The 16671-nt window shown below is 54.0% G+C and carries 13 protein-coding genes; 7 read left to right on the top strand and 6 right to left on the bottom strand.

Annotation, left to right across the window (positions count from 1 at the left end; all coding sequences use genetic code 11):
- Positions 1 to 34: 34 nt before the first annotated feature.
- From ACR0IY_RS05750 to ACR0IY_RS05740, 3 genes are all read right to left on the bottom strand, one after another.
- Positions 35 to 3154 (bottom strand): efflux RND transporter permease subunit, encoded by a 3120-nt coding sequence (locus tag ACR0IY_RS05750; RefSeq protein ID WP_480671191.1) that lies wholly within the window; start codon positions 3152 to 3154, stop codon positions 35 to 37.
- Complete coding sequence (locus ACR0IY_RS05745; protein ID WP_480671189.1) at positions 3155 to 4312, bottom strand: efflux RND transporter periplasmic adaptor subunit; 1158 nt, start codon at positions 4310 to 4312, stop codon at positions 3155 to 3157. It abuts the gene before it with no gap.
- 290 nt (positions 4313 to 4602) lie between these two features.
- Complete coding sequence (locus ACR0IY_RS05740) at positions 4603 to 5847, bottom strand: hypothetical protein (RefSeq protein ID WP_480671187.1); 1245 nt, start codon at positions 5845 to 5847, stop codon at positions 4603 to 4605.
- Between the two features lie 534 nt (positions 5848 to 6381).
- Between ACR0IY_RS05740 and ACR0IY_RS05735 the strand changes: the two genes are divergently transcribed.
- The gene (locus ACR0IY_RS05735) at positions 6382 to 7737 is read left to right on the top strand and encodes an MATE family efflux transporter (protein ID WP_480671185.1); all 1356 of its coding nucleotides are present in this window, start codon (positions 6382 to 6384) and stop codon (positions 7735 to 7737) included.
- Between the two features lie 180 nt (positions 7738 to 7917).
- Here ACR0IY_RS05735 and ACR0IY_RS05730 read toward each other — a convergent pair whose 3' ends face one another.
- The 3 genes from ACR0IY_RS05730 to ACR0IY_RS05720 all read right to left on the bottom strand — a co-directional run bounded on the left by ACR0IY_RS05730 (position 7918) and on the right by ACR0IY_RS05720 (position 11039).
- Positions 7918 to 8910, bottom strand: coding sequence for an MBL fold metallo-hydrolase (locus ACR0IY_RS05730; protein WP_480671183.1), 993 nt, complete (start codon positions 8908 to 8910; stop codon positions 7918 to 7920).
- Between the two features lie 122 nt (positions 8911 to 9032).
- Positions 9033 to 9986: a LuxR C-terminal-related transcriptional regulator gene (locus ACR0IY_RS05725; RefSeq protein WP_480671181.1), complete on the bottom strand. Its 954-nt coding sequence runs from the start codon at positions 9984 to 9986 to the stop codon at positions 9033 to 9035.
- 117 nt (positions 9987 to 10103) lie between these two features.
- On the bottom strand, positions 10104 to 11039 hold the full coding sequence (locus ACR0IY_RS05720; RefSeq protein ID WP_480671179.1) for a LysR family transcriptional regulator: 936 nt from the start codon (positions 11037 to 11039) through the stop codon (positions 10104 to 10106).
- Positions 11040 to 11193: 154 nt separating this feature from the next.
- Here ACR0IY_RS05720 and ACR0IY_RS05715 point away from each other — a divergent pair, with 154 nt between their 5' ends.
- From ACR0IY_RS05715 to ACR0IY_RS05690, 6 genes are all read left to right on the top strand, one after another.
- A complete protein-coding gene (locus ACR0IY_RS05715; protein ID WP_480671177.1) occupies positions 11194 to 12210 on the top strand; it encodes a TRAP transporter substrate-binding protein in 1017 nt (338 codons plus the stop codon).
- Between the two features lie 67 nt (positions 12211 to 12277).
- On the top strand, positions 12278 to 12814 hold the full coding sequence (locus ACR0IY_RS05710; RefSeq protein WP_480671175.1) for a TRAP transporter small permease: 537 nt from the start codon (positions 12278 to 12280) through the stop codon (positions 12812 to 12814).
- A gap of 17 nt (positions 12815 to 12831) precedes the next feature.
- Positions 12832 to 14172, top strand: a complete 1341-nt coding sequence (locus ACR0IY_RS05705) for a TRAP transporter large permease (RefSeq protein WP_480671173.1) — start codon at positions 12832 to 12834, stop codon at positions 14170 to 14172.
- Between the two features lie 17 nt (positions 14173 to 14189).
- Positions 14190 to 14684 (top strand): universal stress protein, encoded by a 495-nt coding sequence (locus tag ACR0IY_RS05700; RefSeq protein WP_480671171.1) that lies wholly within the window; start codon positions 14190 to 14192, stop codon positions 14682 to 14684.
- Positions 14685 to 14710: 26 nt separating this feature from the next.
- Positions 14711 to 15097: a nuclear transport factor 2 family protein gene (locus ACR0IY_RS05695; RefSeq protein WP_480671169.1), complete on the top strand. Its 387-nt coding sequence runs from the start codon at positions 14711 to 14713 to the stop codon at positions 15095 to 15097.
- Positions 15098 to 15134: 37 nt separating this feature from the next.
- Positions 15135 to 16538 carry an NAD(P)/FAD-dependent oxidoreductase gene (locus tag ACR0IY_RS05690; protein WP_480671167.1) on the top strand — a complete coding sequence of 468 codons (1404 nt, stop codon included), beginning with the start codon at positions 15135 to 15137 and terminating at the stop codon, positions 16536 to 16538.
- Positions 16539 to 16671: the final 133 nt, after the last annotated feature.

Here is a 16671-nt window from a genome sequence, read left to right as displayed (position 1 = left end):
TTATCGCTTGATCATGTGACCTTGCGCTGGGAATTTAGCTGGTGGTCGGTTTTTTGCCAGAAGCGCGTTCTCGCAACCGTTCCATGACAACATACAGAACCGGAACCAGCACGAGGCTTAGAACCGTAGCCACAAGCATACCGCCAAAAACGGCAGTTCCAAGCGAACGTCGTGCTGCGGACCCGGCACCGCTGGCAATTACCAGCGGCAAAACACCAAGGATGAAGGCGAAAGCCGTCATCAACAATGGCCTTATTCTAATACGCGCGGCTTCCATTGCCGCTTCCTCAATCGAAAGGCCGTCTTGACGTCGGCGGCGGGCGAACTCGACGATCAGAATGGCTCCTTTGCTGGCAAGACCGATCAGCATGACGAGCCCAATCTGACAATAGATGTTGTTGTCATAACCGCGAAACCATTGTGCCGTTAAAGCTCCGAAAATCGCGAGTGGAACCGAAAATAGGACCATCAGCGGCATAACGAAGCTTTCATACTGGGCGGCCAGAAACAGAAAGGCAAAGATGACCGCCAACCCGAACAGGATCGGAGCTACGTTCCCCGCTTTGATCTCCTGATACGCGTTCCCGGTCCACTCAAAGGTATAACCTCTGGGAAGCGTTTGTTTGGCCAGGGCGTCCATGGCTGCAATCGCCTGGCTTGAACTATGGCCATCTCCTGCGGTGCCGCTGATGCTGGTCGAGCGGAACAGGTTATAGTGATTGATGGTGCGCGCGCCGATTTGGGGCTTTAGCGTCACCAAGGCGCTCAACGGCACCATACTGCCTTTGTCGTTGCGCACGTAAAGCCGGCCAATATCCTCTTCGGCTTTCCGGGCATCCACATCGGCCTGTAGATAGACTTTGTACACCCTGCCGTAGACGTTGAAATCGTTGACGTAAACGCCGCCTAAAAACGTCTGTAGTGCATCAAATACATCGCCGATTGAAATCCCCTCGGTCAGTGCCTTGGTGCGGTCAAGTTCGATATGCAGTTGCGGTGTGCTTGCCGAAAATGGGCTATACAGGCCAGACAACGCAGGTTGGGCGTTTCCGGCCGTCACCATTTCCTGCGTCAGCAGTTCCAGATCCTGTAGAGAACCGCCGGTGGTGTCCTGCAGTTCGAATTGGAACCCTCCGGTCGGCGAAAGGCCGAAAATGGGAGGTGGGTTGAATGCGGTAAGTATGCCGCCAGGAAGTTCGTCAAACTGCGCCTGCGCTTTGGCCATAATCTCAGTTACGCTTTCACCGGAACCCTTCCTCTTGTCCCAAGGATCGAGAATTGCGAACAGGTTGCCCTGGTTCGGGGCAGACGTGTTGGTCAAAACGCTGAAGCCGGAGAAAGTGATTACGCCTTTGATGCCGGGCAGTTCATGCAGAATTTCATAGGCCTCATCGACAACCTTCTGGGTCTGTCCTAGCGCCGTGCCTTCCGGCGTTTCCAAACTGATGATGAAATAGCCCTGATCCTCGTTTGGGATGAACCCTGCGGGCACGACGGTGAACATGTAGACCGTTCCCGCCAACAATGCTGCGAAGCCCAGTGCCACTGGTTGCCAAACCCGAATGCACCAGCCAACAACAGCCTCGTAACGCTTGGTGAACCAAGCGAACCCAGTGTCGAATTTCTGGATTATTTTGGCTTTTGGACGCGCTCCACCCAGCAGTAGACCGCACAGGGCCGGGCTGAGCGTCAGGGCGTTGATAGCTGAGATAGCAACGGCTGACGCAATCGTCAGAGCGAACTGCTGGTATAGCTTTCCCGTCAACCCTGGCATCAAAGCAACCGGTATGAAAACCGCCATGAGAACCAGCGAGGTGGCGACAATCGGGCTGGTGACTTCTTCCATCGCACGGCGGGCCGCGACCTTTGCATCCGTCTCACCGTTCTCAATGTGCCTCGACACATTCTCGACCACGACGATCGCGTCATCAACAACCAGCCCGACCGCCAGTACGAGGCCGAACAAAGTCAGGAGATTGATGGAAAAGCCCAGAGCCAACATCAACGCGAAGGTGCCGATTAGACAGACTGGGATTGTTATCACCGGAATAAGCGCTGCGCGCAGGTTGGGCAGGAAGATGACAATGACAAAAACAACAAGCAGGATTGCTTGCCCCAGTGTGAAAAGAACATCCCGAATGGCTTCGCGATCGAAATTTGTCGTGTCGTAGATGACTGTGTATTCAAGGCCCTCGGGGAATTCCTGGGACAATTCCTCCATGGTTTCGCGAACTTGCGATGCCAGTTGCAGGGCGTTCGCACCCGGCAGCTGCATGACACCAAGGCCCACTGTCGGACTGCTGTCCAGAGTTGAACTGAAAGAATAATCCTCGGCACCCAGTTCAACGCGCGCCACGTCCTTCAGCCTGATGACTGCACTGTCATCGCCAATGCCTAGAACGATATCTTCAAACTCTTCCTTGCTTTGCAGCCTACCCTTTGCTGTCAGGGTCAGTTGGAATTTCTGGCTGTCGCCGATCGGCGGCGCTCCCAAAGCACCGGCTGCAACCTGCTGGTTTTGCACAGTGACCGCGTCATATACGTCAGACGTGGTCAGACCCAGGCTTGCCATCTTTTCGGGATCAAGCCAGATCCGCATCGCGTAGACCCTTTCACCCCACACCATCACCGTTCCAACGCCTGGGATACGCTTTAGGCGGTCGGTGATGTGGATGTCTGCATAGTTTGAGATGAAAATTTCGTCGAACTCGCCGTTTGGCGAAATAAGGTTGACGCCCATGGTCAGGTCAACCGACTCCTTTGTGACGGTCACGCCAGAAGCTACAACTTCATCCGGGAGCTGTGCCATCGCCGTGGATACCCTATTTTGCGTGTCTACGGCTGCAATGCTTAGGTCGTATCCTTCTTCGAAAGTGACAGTTATATTCGAAGTACCGTCGTTGGAGCTGGTCGACGCCATGTAAACCATACCCTGGACGCCGTTTATCTGCTCTTCTAGGGGGATGGTCACCGCCTCTTCGACTACTTCGGCGCTGCCGCCGGTATAGGTGGCGCTGACCACAACTGTTGGAGGGACGACTTCCGGGAATTCGCCAACGGGTAGCAACGGGATCGAAATCAATCCTGCGATTACGATGACCAGTGCGATAACCGAAGCGAAGACGGGCCTTAGGATGAAAAACCGGCTCAGCATTCAGCCATCAGCCTTGCCAGCATCCGAAGCGGTGGATGGCGTCTTGACCTCGACGGCCATGCCGGATCGGACGCGCTGTTGCCCTTGTACGATCACTTTCTCACCGTCTTTGAGCCCCGACATTACGATGCGGCGCCCCTCATAGTTGCGGCCAACAGATACACGGCGGCTTTCGGCCTTGTCGTTCTGGTCGACGACAAAAACAAAAAAACCGGCTTGATCCTGTGTAATAGCTTCAGAAGGTACAGTGATCTGACCTGATTGCTCGGCAAGCTGGATACTCACTTTGGCATATTGACCAGGTCGCAGCGTTTTTTCGGGGTTGGGAAAAACGGCGCGCACGGCAATTGTGCCGGTCGTTGGGTCAATGCCCGGATCGGAAAAGTCGAGCGCCCCCGAATGTGGATGCTCGCTCCCATCAACCAATGTTATGGCCACCGGCAGGTCAGGGTTCGCCGTTTTGTATTTTTCCAGTTCCAGAAATTGCGTTTCGCTTGGGCTAACATAGACGTACAGCGGGTCCATTTGGACCAGCTCTGCCAAGACGGTGTCATTAGCCGAGACCACGTTGCCGACATCCTGATAGACGCGCCCAATACGCCCATCAATCGGGGCAGAGACCGTCGCATAATCCAGATTCACTTGGGCCGAATCCACAGCACCCTGACTGCTGTCGAGATCGCCTTTGGCCTGCGCCGCGTTGGTGGTTGATTTGTCGAGCTGCTCCTGCGCGACCGTTCCGTCACTTGCCAGGGCGGAAAAACGCTCTTTCTCTCTGGTTGCGAACTCAAACCCGGCCTGGTTTTTATCTCGCTCGCCTTCGAGGCGCCTAAGTTCGCTTGCATAGGGACGTTTATCGATAACGAAAAGGGTATCGCCTTTGACGATATCCGTACCCTCAGAGAATGTGCGATCTTCAACGTGGCCATCGACACGCGACCGAACGGACACTGTGTTGGGTGACTCTGTTCGTCCGGTCAACTCAAGAAAAAGCGGTACCTCGCCTGTCGTTGCCTGGGCTACGACAACCTTTGGTGCGGTGGTAACTGTTTCGTCCGCTTTTTTTTCGTAGCAGCCGGAAATGAAGATCATTGCACACAGTGGCAACAGATGGCGTAATGCTCGGCTTTCACCAGTTATCCACCATCGTAACTGCAATGAAACCTCCTAAAACAAACCACTACCATCTAGGCATAGGTTATTTTGTTCAGGGTGTAATCGACAACAGTTTTATGCGCGCCCGTAAGTTGGCGGCCGGATCAACAGAGATTAATGAGCTGAAGCAGACACGAAGCACTCGAAGCCTCGCCTTGTGGGTTAGGGGAAGACTGAATCGGGAAGAGCGCAGCTCAGCCGAGATGACCTTGGGTGCAATCAATTTTTCTTTGGCACGGAGTTTTTGGCGGTTGTGTCGTAGTTCCGCGTTCAAAAGGCACGGCCGGATGAACTTAATCAGAGTCCACTTGGCCGTACGATTTACGAAATCGCAGTTCTGCCCCTCGTTTAAACCGTCTTTTGAATTTGTCGGTGGTCAACGGGGCTCGGCTCAATAGGTCATGTATTTTGAAATCAATATAGTCGATATGATCTGCCAACTTTGATTTTCTGGCATTGATATCCTGCAAAAGTGAATCGCGTTCTTTTGATACTGCTTCAAGTTCTTGGGAAAGCCGATTGGCGTCAAAAATTATCTTTGAAAACAAACGCGATATCAACCATTCCACATCCTCGCATCTGGACTCCGGTGCAGAAACCCTCTCGGCCAATAGGGAAAGATCGACGTCGCTAAAGTCCTGAAGCCATTCATTTAGTGGTGCCGCAGGAGTTTCTTGAGTTGCGCTGTCTTCAAAATCAATGCCGAAGCTTTCTTTAAGAAATTGCAACTCGGAAAGGTCGGCCAGTTCCTCAAAGTAGTTCGAAGGAACTTTTTTATCCGACTGATATAGATTGCGCAGCTCTTCGATGGTTTTTGCTCTGGCGTGCCAAAGCGGGTTGTCGAAGGATTGGCAGGGGAAAATTCGATTAAATGCATATAGTAACTTAAGAGCCGACACGCTTAACGCTTCATTCACACGCTGCTTGTTGACGTTAGCGATGTCTATTCCAACAAAGGCGCAAAAATCGTCAATGACATCCCCATTGACCAATGATGCTCGCTCAAACGATCTTACATGGACGTTTTCTACACCAACAAGGCTGCTGAATTGATCTAAATACCGCCGATACTGGGGATCAATCGCGCCTGGAACCGTATCTCTACCCCCTTGAATATACTGCTGAAAGATCGAAGCAGCATATGGAATAGGTGGGCGGACATAGCACAAAATCTCAACTTTGACATTGCGTTCTTGAATGAACCTAATGAGGTCTTCTTTCCCTTCGTCGTCAATAAGCCCAATATTTTCCCCAGAGGCCACTAATACATTGCGGTCTGGTCTTCTTAGATCTTCGTCGAACTGGGCTCTGAACTTGTCTCTTTTGGCCTTGATCTGTTTTTGGCTAAGGCCTTGGCGCTTCCACTGGTAGAAATCCTGATAATTCCCGGAAAAAGCGGTGTGGAGTGGGAAACCGTGATTTTTGGCCGGAAAACGGGCCATAAAAATCTTTCCATCATCATAACTGGCCAAGCTATGCTGAATAGAGGTGCTGCCGGTCTTTTGTGTGCCAATATGAAGAATTACTTTTTCGACCATGTGAACAATCTGTCAACTGAGATTCTCGGTGGTGCAAATTGCATGCAGACCCGGCACTTGGCAACCCAGGATCGTAGCTAATTTATTGTTCTGGCGACGCGCTGCCTTAGCGCCGCTGTTAACCAGCCAACCAGCGTAGATATTCTGGTGCACGAAAGGCAGGTCCGTAGTTTGCTGGAATGGCTGCGTCGTTGCATTGTTGCCGGAAATGCCGCCAAAAGAACAAGGCGCACCAGAGCAAGTTTGCACCTGCGAACTATTTGGATTCCAACAAAGTCCCCTTCGTTCAAGGTTGGTTCTTGCACTGGTTCTGTCCGACCCGAGCTTGGTATATGAACTGCCATTGAATGGCATCTTTCAAGCTATTCAGCACGATATACCTGGATGCATTGACGGACGGGTATTGATAGTGTCAGACGTCCAGCGACGGAAAGCCCAAACAGAAATAGGACAAAGGCAACGACATCAGATGCCTGCCTGCCTAAATTCGCTGGCGAAACGGAATGAAAATCTTTGGCTGAAGGGCCACACGGCATGACGAAGGCTCAAACGGTGCGACCGCCACACCCGCTTTGGATCAGTGTTATGCACGAGGCCGGTGATCTCGCGCGCCTTGCTCTCCCGATTGTCATTTCATTGGCTGCGGCCGCTTTGATTGGTGTTGTGGATACGGTGATGGTGGCCCCGTTGGGAACGCTTCCGCTTGCGGCCGTCTCAGTAACCGCCTCGGTATTGATCATCTTTTACTCTGCGCTTTACGGCTTTGTGTCCGCAATCGGTGTGCGAATGGCTGAAGCCTTTGGCAAGGCGAGTGAAGGAGGGCTTTTAATGGCCGTGCGAGCCGGGCTGTTGGTTTCGCTGGTCGCGGGGATTATCGGTGCAGGACTGATGGTCAGTCTGAAGCCTGCTCTGGCATGGATCGGCCAACCGCCTGATGTGATCAAGTCGCTCGGTGGTTACTGGATTGCGATGAGCCTTCTCTTGGTTCCATTTACAGTTTTTTATACGTTGAAAGCCTTGTTCGACGCCATGAACAGGCCCTGGATCGGGGTTGGTCTTGCGTTTCTGGCCGTGGGTTTCAACATCCCCGCGAATTACGTGCTGATTCACGGCATCGCCGGTTGGCCGGGGCTGGGCCTTGTTGGGGCCGGAATTGCAAGCCTCCTGTCCCAGACGGTGCCGCTGATCGTTGCGTTTGCTATTTTTGGTGCCATGAGCCGGAAATGGAGCATTCCGCAAAGCACTGGTTTTGATTGGTCAGAACTGAAAGTTCAGATCAGGGAAGGGTTCATTATCTCGGTCGGTTATCTGGGCGAGGGGGCCGCTTACGCGGTCGCTGGCTTGATGCTGGGATGGTTCAGCGCCGCTGCGCTTGCAGCTCATCAGATTGTTTCGTCGGTTAGCGACGTTATTTACATGGTGCCATTGGGCGTTTCGATTGCGATCTCAATACGTGTGGCTCAGGCTATGGGAGCGGATGAAAGTGACCGGCTGAAATCGATTGTGCTGGCATCGCTGCTGGTCGTCGTCAGCTGGATGACCCTCGTAATCGCAGGTATCCTGTTGGGGCGGAGAGCAGTGGCAAACAGTTTGTCGGATGACCCCGAGGTTGTGTCGCTGGCAATATCAATGTTCCTGGTTATCGCGGCTATGCAGATCGCCGATGGGGTGCAGGGGACAATGCTGGGCGCGTTTCGCGGTTTGATGGATAATCATATCCCCGTTGCCATTACACTGATTGCCTACTGGGTTGTCGCCTTGCCTGTTGGTTATGCTTTGGGCTTTATACTTGGATTTGGGCCAAATGGGGTTTGGATTGGTTACGGCACAGGACTGGCATTGGCTGCTGTTGCGCTGACCTACCGTTTCTTTGCAAAATCAGTTGCGTAGCCGCGTAAGTGACGACTTGTCCGGGGAAATGTCATGTTGCTTGGATAAGGGGACATACGTCACGCCCGTCAGAGGCGCCCGCTTAAATCGGGTCACCGCCCAAAGGAAACTAAGAACATGTGACCGACGTTGGGCCTGCTTTGCATTGGCGGGGCTGCAATTGCCCCGCCTTACAAGTCATCAGCTTGTATGGGCGTTATGGCCGAAATACAGGAACTCCTGATTCATTCCCGCAACTTCTCCGGCTTCCAGTGACAGGCTGGGACTGTCGAGCATCTTGTAGCTTTTCTGAGATTTGACCCATTCATCCGCATTCTGAAGCGTTGTCAGTGTATAGCTGGTGGTTTCATTCAGATAATGCGTGGGGATGATGATCTTGGGCTTTAGTTTGGCGACGATGTCGTTGCCCTGTTGGTAGTCCAGAATATGCTGTGACCCATCCACGGGGAGGGTCAGAACATCCACCTGGCCGATGGCATCCCAGAATTCCTGCGGTGGGTCGTGGCGGTTATCGCCCCAAATTAACGTCCTGATGCCTCCGGTCTCGATCAGATAAACGACCATGTCCATGTGGCTGACATTGTCTGGTGGACACGCTTGTACGCCGAATTCGGCAAGGGCGTTGGTCCAGTCATACCAGCCCGGAGCACGGCAAACATGTTTGTCGGCAAACCCGGTGATTTTGATATCTGCGAACTCGAAATTGCCGACCATGCGATCAAGAACCATGGTGGACACCGGTCGGTGTATCGCGTCGTGGTCGAAATGCGTGTGCGTTGACATGCAGATATCTACCGGGGTTTCGGGGAACTCGTTCTTGAACCACAGCCCCCATGCGCCCGAGGGGTCATCCCGCCAGGGGTCGAACAGAACCGTTGCCCCACCCGGCGATGTTATCTTGATCGCGCAGTGGCCGTAGTAGTCGACACCAACCGCGCCCTCGACCGCATTGCCAGTGGTTTTCTGCAATTCGATCACACCATTGTTGTTGCCCGGCTGTGTCCAGTCGGTGGACTGCGCTTGGGCTGAAGTCCCGCTTAAAAGAGTTGTCGCACTTCCCAACCCGGCGGCACCGGCGGCCATGAAAAATGACCGGCGTGACAAGGCGGGTGCGTCATCGTCTGTATCCCCGCGCACGAATGCTGGTTTGAGATTCAGGTCTTTTCTTTCCATTGTATATTTTCCCTGCTGTCTGATGGCCCGAGCCAGCCTCGGACACCACGAGCGTAGCAATCAGGTCAGCAAACCACGGCATGGGAAAAACACGGGCGAAACATGGGGAAATTCCCCATGTTTTACTGAATGGACAGCAAGAGGCTGCGCAAGTTCTGACCACTGCGCTTGAGGCCAAGCTTTGTTCGGATGTTGTTGCGATGAAATTCGATCGTACTTGGTTCGCGAGACAGTGTGCGGGCGATATCCTTCGTCGTCTGGCCGCGCATGATCATTTGCGCGATTTCCTGTTCCGCAGGTGTAAGCGCCTCAAATACGGTTGTTAGCTGGCCGCTCATTTCCGAGGTGATGGATTTCAGATTTTCCTCGGCCAGTTCCAGATAGGCTTTCCCGGTCGGATCACTGTCAAGCCTGCTGCGGAGTTTTGCAAGATAGGGCACAACCAATGCTTTGATCTGGCGCAGTAATCTGGTGTCATACTCCTCGCGCGAGGTTTCCACGTTATTGAGCAAGACACGCAGCGCTGTGTTCGCTTCTTCCAGATCTGCTGTTCGGTTTGCAACACGTTGCTCTAACTGGTCCAATGTGGCTTGCAATTCCGTTTCCAGCGCAATGCGGCGTTCGATTTCGATCAGCAACTCCAGATCGGCTTCGATGACTCGCGCGAATTCCTGCAACCCTTCACGAAAAAGCAGAGCGCGCCGGTTGCGGCGCGTGTCGAGGACGCAAATCGTTCCGAATATCGAACCATCGGGCCATTTCAGAGGGTAGCCGATATAGAAACGCATTCCGTGTTCCATATCGTCATTGTCCTGCCACTCGGGTTCACAGGTAGCATCCTCGACGGTCAATTCACTGTCGCGTTGCAGGACGCCGTAACAATAGAGCTTTTCGTTTAACCGGAACCGGCGACCGGTTTCGTATGGGTTACCTTCAGATTTGCTTGTTACATATACCGAGTGATGCGGCTGGTGCGTGCGCATAACCAAGCTAGCCGGCACGTCGGCCACGCGCGCAATCAGATCAACAATCCTTTGCCATTTGGCGAGGGTTTCTTGCGATATCGCTGGTTTCAACGGCGTGCACCCAGGGCTACTTAAAACTGGCAATCCTGTAGTGCACTGTGACGGCGATAGGCCGTTTCAGCAACCTTGGCCTGACCAAGGGCAAATATTCGCCCGCCTTTTCGCTGCTTATTTCGCAGCTGTTGAGCCCCCGTGTACTTCGCGCAGAACGTTAAGAAACAACTTGGCTACGCGGGTGGGCGCAGGCTGTTTTCGGGACACTGCTGCAAATCTGGTCCGGTACCGTATCTTTTCGGGCAGGACTTTTTTCATAAGGCCCTGCTGGACAAATTCCTGTGCCAGGTGGTCAGGAAGAAAGCCAAGATAGCGGCCAGACAGGATCAGAATGGCCAGGGCTTGTTCACTTTGCACCTTGGCGGCACGTCGAAACCCCAGTTGTTGGCCCACGATAAGGTTGGGAGAGTTCAGGTTGAGGCCCGCATAATTGTATTTTTGCAAATCGATAGTCTCAAGATCGCCGCGTGAACGCTCGAACAGGGGGTTTTCGCGCCCGCAATACAGAAACATGTTTTCACCGTACAAGGGCGCGTATTCAAGGCTAGCCGATGGCCTGTGCAGGGCAATGATCCCAATGTCCAACTGGCCGCTAATAACCATTGTCTCAATCACGTTTGGCGGCTCGAGCGACAGTTCGATCTGAACGGCGGGGGCGGCCTCGTTGAATTTGTGAATGGCGCGGGCCAAGCGGGCTTCGGGGTTAGTGGTGCACTGGTCGAACAGGGCCACCCGTATATTGCCGGCCATTTGCTGTTTGATTTCATTAACTTCAGTTCGAAACTGCGAAACGGAAATCAAAAGATCTTCTGCCGCATTTAGCACTTTTTCGCCATCCTCGGTCAGCGAAAAGCCAGCGGGCCCCCGATTGCAGAGCTTCAGATCAAGGCGCAGTTCCAAATCCGAGATGTGTTTTGAGATCGTGGATTTGCCGATGTTCAATTCAATCTCGGCTGCCGATAGACCGCCGCTTTCAACAACGGTTTTGAAGATTCGTAACAGCCGAATGTCGGTGTCACCGATGCGGGTCGCCAGCTTTTCCAACTTCATGTCGCAAGTTCGATATTTGTGAAACCTTTCGCGCAAAGTTTAACAACAACGAAACACTATTCACAAGCTAGATTGACCGCGCTGAGGTAGAATCGGACTGGCCATCTCCCCGGGTCAGCGCGCACCTCGAACCACGACAAATGGGAGGAAATCCATGTCATTTCTCAATAAGCTTGGCACCTTTACCGCTGCTGTATCGGTAGCCGCGCTGATGGTAGCTGGCGCAGCAGATGCGAAAAACTTCAAGATCGCGGTAGGCGACAGTGCGGGAAGCGCGCAGGAAGCACTGGGTCTGGCTTTCGTAAAAGCGCTCGAAGAAAAATCGGGCGGTGAGCATACTGCAACCCTGTTCCTGAATGGCCAGTTGGGCTCTGAACAGGACACTGTCAACGAGGCCGCAATCGGCACTCTGGACATGTCTCTCTTGGCGATCAACAACATCACGCCGTTCTCGCCCAGCGTTGGCGTGTTTACCTTGCCCTATGTTATCCTCAGCCTGGAAGACGCCGAAACACTGACCCAAGGCCCGATTGGTCAGGAACTGGTGGAGAACACCATCCGTGATGCTGGTGTTCGCATCATCGGCTGGACCTATACGGGTTTCCGTCGCCTTACCAACTCGAAAAAGCCTGTCAGCTCGGTAGCCGATCTGCAGGATCTGATTATCCGCGTTCCCAAGAACGAAATCATGATCGAAACCTACAAGGCGTGGGGCATCAACCCGACCCCAATGGCCTGGTCGGAAACCTTCACTGGTCTTCAAACCAAAGTCGTCGACGGTCAGGACAACCCGTACCTGACAATCAACGCAATGAAGTTCTACGAGGTTCAGGACCACGTAACCAACCTGCGTTACATCTTCTCGATCGAGCCCCTGATTATCTCGGAAGCTGTTTTCCAGGACCTGTCCGCAGAAGAACAGCAGATGATTTTGGAAGCAGGGCAAGAGGCCACTCTGGCGTCGGCCCAATTCCTGCGCGACTCTGAGGCTGCGATCAAAGAAGAACTGACCGCCAAAGGTATGGAGATCATCGACCCCGAGAATGACGAAGCCGAATTCATCGAACTGGCAACTGGTGCCGTATGGCCGCAGTTCTACGAGTCGATCGGTGGCGTCGAAAAGCTGAACACTGTTCTCGAGGCCATCGGCCGCGAACCCGTGCAGCAATAATCGCCACAGAGCGATACGGGGAAGAGCGCTTCGGCGCTCTTCTCATCTCAGGGAGGAGGGAAACCTTATGTTCTGGAAGTTTCTGGACAATATAGAAAGTGTAATATGCCGGATATTGCTATCCGGTTTCGTCTGCCTTTTGTTCGTACAGATCGTCGCGCGCGAAGTCTTTGGCTTTTCGATCAGCTGGATCGAGGAACTCTCGGTCTACATGTTCGTCTGGTTCGTTTACTTCGGTGCCAGTTACGCCGCCCTGAAAGGTGCGCATAACCGCGTCACATTCCAGTTCAAATTCCTGCCCGATGGCGCGATCAAATACATCGAGGCCTTTGCCGATCTCTTTTGGCTCTTTTTCAACGTCTATTTCCTCTACCTGGCGACGGATTTTGTCTTCAACAAGATGAACAAGTTCTGGAAATCCCAGACTTTGGGCATCGAGATGAAGTACATCTACATGGTGCTGCCCATCGCTTTTGCACTGATGACCTTCCGCATCATTCAGGTGAACTATCGCCGCCTCGTCAAAGGCGAGGAAATCCACGATCCCGATCAAATTGATTTGGACGAAATCAAAGCCGCCACCGAAGCGGCAAAAGACAACTGAGGTAGGGAGGGGTAATCATGGAATCCGAAATCGTCACAATCCTGTTTGGATCGTTTCTACTGTTGCTGCTCATCGGCGCGCCGATCACGGTGGCGCTGGGCGTGGCCTCGCTGTTCTCGTTCCTGTATCTGGGCGAAAACCCGATCAAATTCGTGCAGATCGCCTTTACCTCGGTGGGTGCGTTCCCGCTGATGGCGCTGCCAGCCTTTATTCTTGCCGGGGCACTGATGGAGGCGGCCGGCATCTCTAAGCGCCTTATTAACGTCGCTGAAAGTCTGGCCGGTCCGTTTACAGGCGGTATTTCGGCTGCGACGGTCATGGCCTGTTTGTTCTTTGGCGCGATCTCGGGCTCGGGCCCGGCAACAACCGCGGCGGTGGGGATGCTGATGATCCCCGCAATGATCGATCGCGGATATGAGCGCGGCTATGCCTCGGCAATCACGGCCTCCTCTGGTGGTCTCGGGATTATTATTCCTCCCTCTATCCCGATGGTGATCTTCGGCATTGCCGCGCTCGGTATGGCGCCTCCGGTCGAAGCGGTCGAGAAATTCGGTACCTTCCAGTCGGTCTCGATCTCGAAACTGTTCATCGCAGGTTTCGTTCCTGCCTTCCTGATCGCCACCAGCCTGCTGATCCTGAACTTCTTCATGTCGAAAAAGCGCGGCTATAAAGGCGTGGCCGAGGGCTGGTCGCTCCGTCATGTCGGGTGTGAAATGTACCGTGGCTTCTGGTCGCTGATGGCACCGCTGGTGATCCTGGGCGGTATCTACACCGGCTTCTTCACGCCGACCGAGGCCGCAATTGTCGCGATCTTCTACACTCTGGTCGTTGGCGTGGTGATTTACCGCGAACTGACATGGCAGTCGCTGTTCCAGTCACTCGAGGCCACTACATGGCTGACTGGCCGCGTACTGCTGATCCTGTTCACAGCAACCGTGTTCGGACGTCTGCTGGTTGAAAATCAGATCCCGGCGATCATCGCGGACTCTATGCTCAGCTTTACCGACAACCTTTATGTGATCTGGGCGCTGATCATCTTTTTCCTGCTGTTTGTCGGCATGTTCATGGAGACGCTGGCCACCATCCTGATCCTGGTTCCGGTGATGCTGCCAGTGGCATATTCGGTGGGCATCGACCCGATCCACTTTGGTGTGGTGATGGTTTGTACGCTGGGTATCGGTTTCCAAACGCCGCCGCTGGGAGAGAACCTGTTCATCGCTTCGGGTATCTCGAACATCACGATCGAACAGATCTCGTTGCGCGCACTGCCCTTTGCTGCAGCCAATACCATCGCGATTTTCATCATCGCGTTCTTCCCAGAGCTGTCGCTATGGCTGCCAAGACTGCTGGGCTACTGACCTGAAAGGATGATGACATGAAACAAATGGTGACAAACATCCTGTTCGCGACGGACCTGTCTGAAAACTCGGGTCACGCCTTGCGCAATGCTGCCAGCATTGCGCAAGCCACCGGGGCGCAGATTCACGTGTTGCACGTCAATGAGCCGATTTCGGATGACGCTAAGATCACGATGGAGATGTTCATCCTGAACGAGGAAACCCGGAAGACAGCGATCCAGCGCCGCCACGAAATGGTGCGTCAGGTTCTGGCTGAACGACAGGCTAAGTTCTGGGCTCGCTTCGAAGGCGAGGACGCCAAGATTCGTGAGCAGGTTACCTCGATCGAGGTGACCGATGGCCATCCGGCCGAGGTGATCCTACGACGCTCGGTCGAGCTGGGCTGTGACCTGATCGTTCTGGGGGCTCATGACCACGGCTTTTCGCACACATTCCTTGGCACTGTCGCAAAACGAGTACTGCGGCGGTCCAAAATCCCGACACTTATCGTTCCCAATCCGGGCGAGACGTGATCCTCACTTAGACAAGGACTAACAAAATGACCAAAATTCTGACCGCGCAGGACCTGGCGGACACGTTCGACGCGTTCAATCGCCATGACATCGACGGTGTCATGACGCACTTTGCTGATGACTGCGTGTTCTACACTGTCGCAGGCGACGAGAAATACGGCAACAAGGTCGAAGGCGCAGAAGCCATCGCTGCCGCGTTCTCGGGCGTTTGGGCTGGAATGAAAGATGCCCACTGGGATCACCACAGCCACTTTGTGCATGGTGACCGTGCCGTGTCCGAATGGACCTTTTCCGGCACTGATGCAAACGGCATGCGGATCGAAGCCGAAGGCGCCGATCTGTTCACCGTTCGTGACGGAAAAATCATCGTAAAGCAGGCGCTTCGCAAGACACGCCCTATGTTCAAAGCCTGATCCGCCGCCCTGCGCGCACCTTTGGAGAAAAACAAGAATGGTGGACAACAGCATCCCGCGTCACTGGCCTAAGACCAGTTACGATCCCAAATATGACCCGATCATTGATGCGGGTCCGGGTCACAACCGTGACCATGCGCCAACATACTGGATTGGAACCGCAGGCACTCCGCCTGTGGATGACGGCCCCGTGTCCGCCGACATGGATGCGGACGTAGTCATTATTGGTTCGGGTTATACCGGCATGTCGACTGCCATTCATCTGGCCAAGGAACACGGCATTCAGGCCGTGGTTCTTGAGGCAAACACCGTGGCCTGGGGCTGCTCGACCCGTAATGGCGGGCAGGCCCAGATCTCATCCGGACGGCTGAAGCGATCTCAGTGGATTGAGCGCTGGGGCGTTGACGTCGCTAAGGGGATGCACTCTGAGGTGACCGAGGCCTTTGAGCTGTTTAATGACCTGATTGCGTCGGATGACATTGACTGTGATCCTCAGCCGGGTGGGCACTACTATATTGCTCACCGGGAAAAGGTCATGCCGTCGCTCAAGAAAGAGAGCAAACTGCTGAACGATGTGTTCGGCTATGGCTCACGTATCATTTACCGTGATGAGCTGCACGAAAGCCACGTGCGCGACATGGAGGCAGCTGGCGCCATGTGGGAGCCAGACGGAACCTGTATTCATGCCGGTAAGCTGGCCTTTGGTTACGCCAATATGGCTCGGCGGCTGGGTGCGAAAATCCACACCGGCAGCCCGGTCATGGGGTGGGAAACCAAGAACGGGATTCACCATCTGCGCACACCGGGCGGCATCGTTCGGGCAAAAACCGTGGCGTTGGCTACGGCAGGGTATACCCCTCCGGGGCTGAACAGCCGCACGAAACATCGCCTGATGCCGATCCTGTCGAATTCATTGGTCACGCGGCCGCTGACGCAGTCCGAGTTGGACGAGTGCGGGATTCAGACCAAATCTCCGCTGACCGATACCCGCACCTTGCGCCACTACTATCGTCTGCTGCCTGACAACCGGATGCAGATCGGCAGCCGCAGCGCAGTAACCGGGCGCGATGCCGAGAATGACAAGCACCTTGAGCTGCTAAAAAAGGGGCTCGCCCGTAAATTCCCGGCGCTCGAAGATATTAATCTCGACTACTCCTGGTGGGGGTGGGTGGATGTCAGTCATGACATGATGCCGCGCATTTTCCAGCCTGACCCGGAACAAAAGGTGTTCTACGCCATGGGCTATGGCGGCAATGGGGTAATGTACTCGGCACAGGCCGGGCGCCGCATGGCGCAACTGGTGGCAGGGCAAAAGGACAAAGCCTTCGATCTGCCGATCTTCACCTCACCTCTGCCCAGTCACGGCATCCTGACACCGTTCCGCAGATTGGGGCAGCGTATGGCCTATGTCGGCTACTACCTGAGAGACGAAATACTCTAACTAAACAAAGCTATAGCGGCTAGTATACAAGGAATCGCCACTATGAAAATGACGACTGAAGAGGCCTTTGTTAAGGTTCTGCAGATGCACGGTATTGAACATGCGTTTGGTATCATTGGTTCGGCGATGATGC

Source organism: Ruegeria sp. BC1, from assembly GCF_056539305.1.
This window is presented reverse-complemented; position numbering and strand designations above follow the sequence as displayed.

What these genes read in the sequence shown, in the direction of transcription:
- ACR0IY_RS05690 (WP_480671167.1), top strand. Translation starts at nt 15,135, where the DNA reads ATGGTGGACAACAGCATCCCGCGTCACTGGCCTAAGACCAGTTACGAT.
- ACR0IY_RS05720 (WP_480671179.1), bottom strand. Translation starts at nt 11,039, where the DNA reads ATGAAGTTGGAAAAGCTGGCGACCCGCATCGGTGACACCGACATTCGG.
- ACR0IY_RS05735 (WP_480671185.1), top strand. Translation starts at nt 6,382, where the DNA reads ATGACGAAGGCTCAAACGGTGCGACCGCCACACCCGCTTTGGATCAGT.
- ACR0IY_RS05715 (WP_480671177.1), top strand. Translation starts at nt 11,194, where the DNA reads ATGTCATTTCTCAATAAGCTTGGCACCTTTACCGCTGCTGTATCGGTA.
- ACR0IY_RS05695 (WP_480671169.1), top strand. Translation starts at nt 14,711, where the DNA reads ATGACCAAAATTCTGACCGCGCAGGACCTGGCGGACACGTTCGACGCG.
- ACR0IY_RS05710 (WP_480671175.1), top strand. Translation starts at nt 12,278, where the DNA reads ATGTTCTGGAAGTTTCTGGACAATATAGAAAGTGTAATATGCCGGATA.
- ACR0IY_RS05740 (WP_480671187.1), bottom strand. Translation starts at nt 5,847, where the DNA reads ATGGTCGAAAAAGTAATTCTTCATATTGGCACACAAAAGACCGGCAGC.
- ACR0IY_RS05700 (WP_480671171.1), top strand. Translation starts at nt 14,190, where the DNA reads ATGAAACAAATGGTGACAAACATCCTGTTCGCGACGGACCTGTCTGAA.
- ACR0IY_RS05730 (WP_480671183.1), bottom strand. Translation starts at nt 8,910, where the DNA reads ATGGAAAGAAAAGACCTGAATCTCAAACCAGCATTCGTGCGCGGGGAT.
- ACR0IY_RS05750 (WP_480671191.1), bottom strand. Translation starts at nt 3,154, where the DNA reads ATGCTGAGCCGGTTTTTCATCCTAAGGCCCGTCTTCGCTTCGGTTATC.
- ACR0IY_RS05705 (WP_480671173.1), top strand. Translation starts at nt 12,832, where the DNA reads ATGGAATCCGAAATCGTCACAATCCTGTTTGGATCGTTTCTACTGTTG.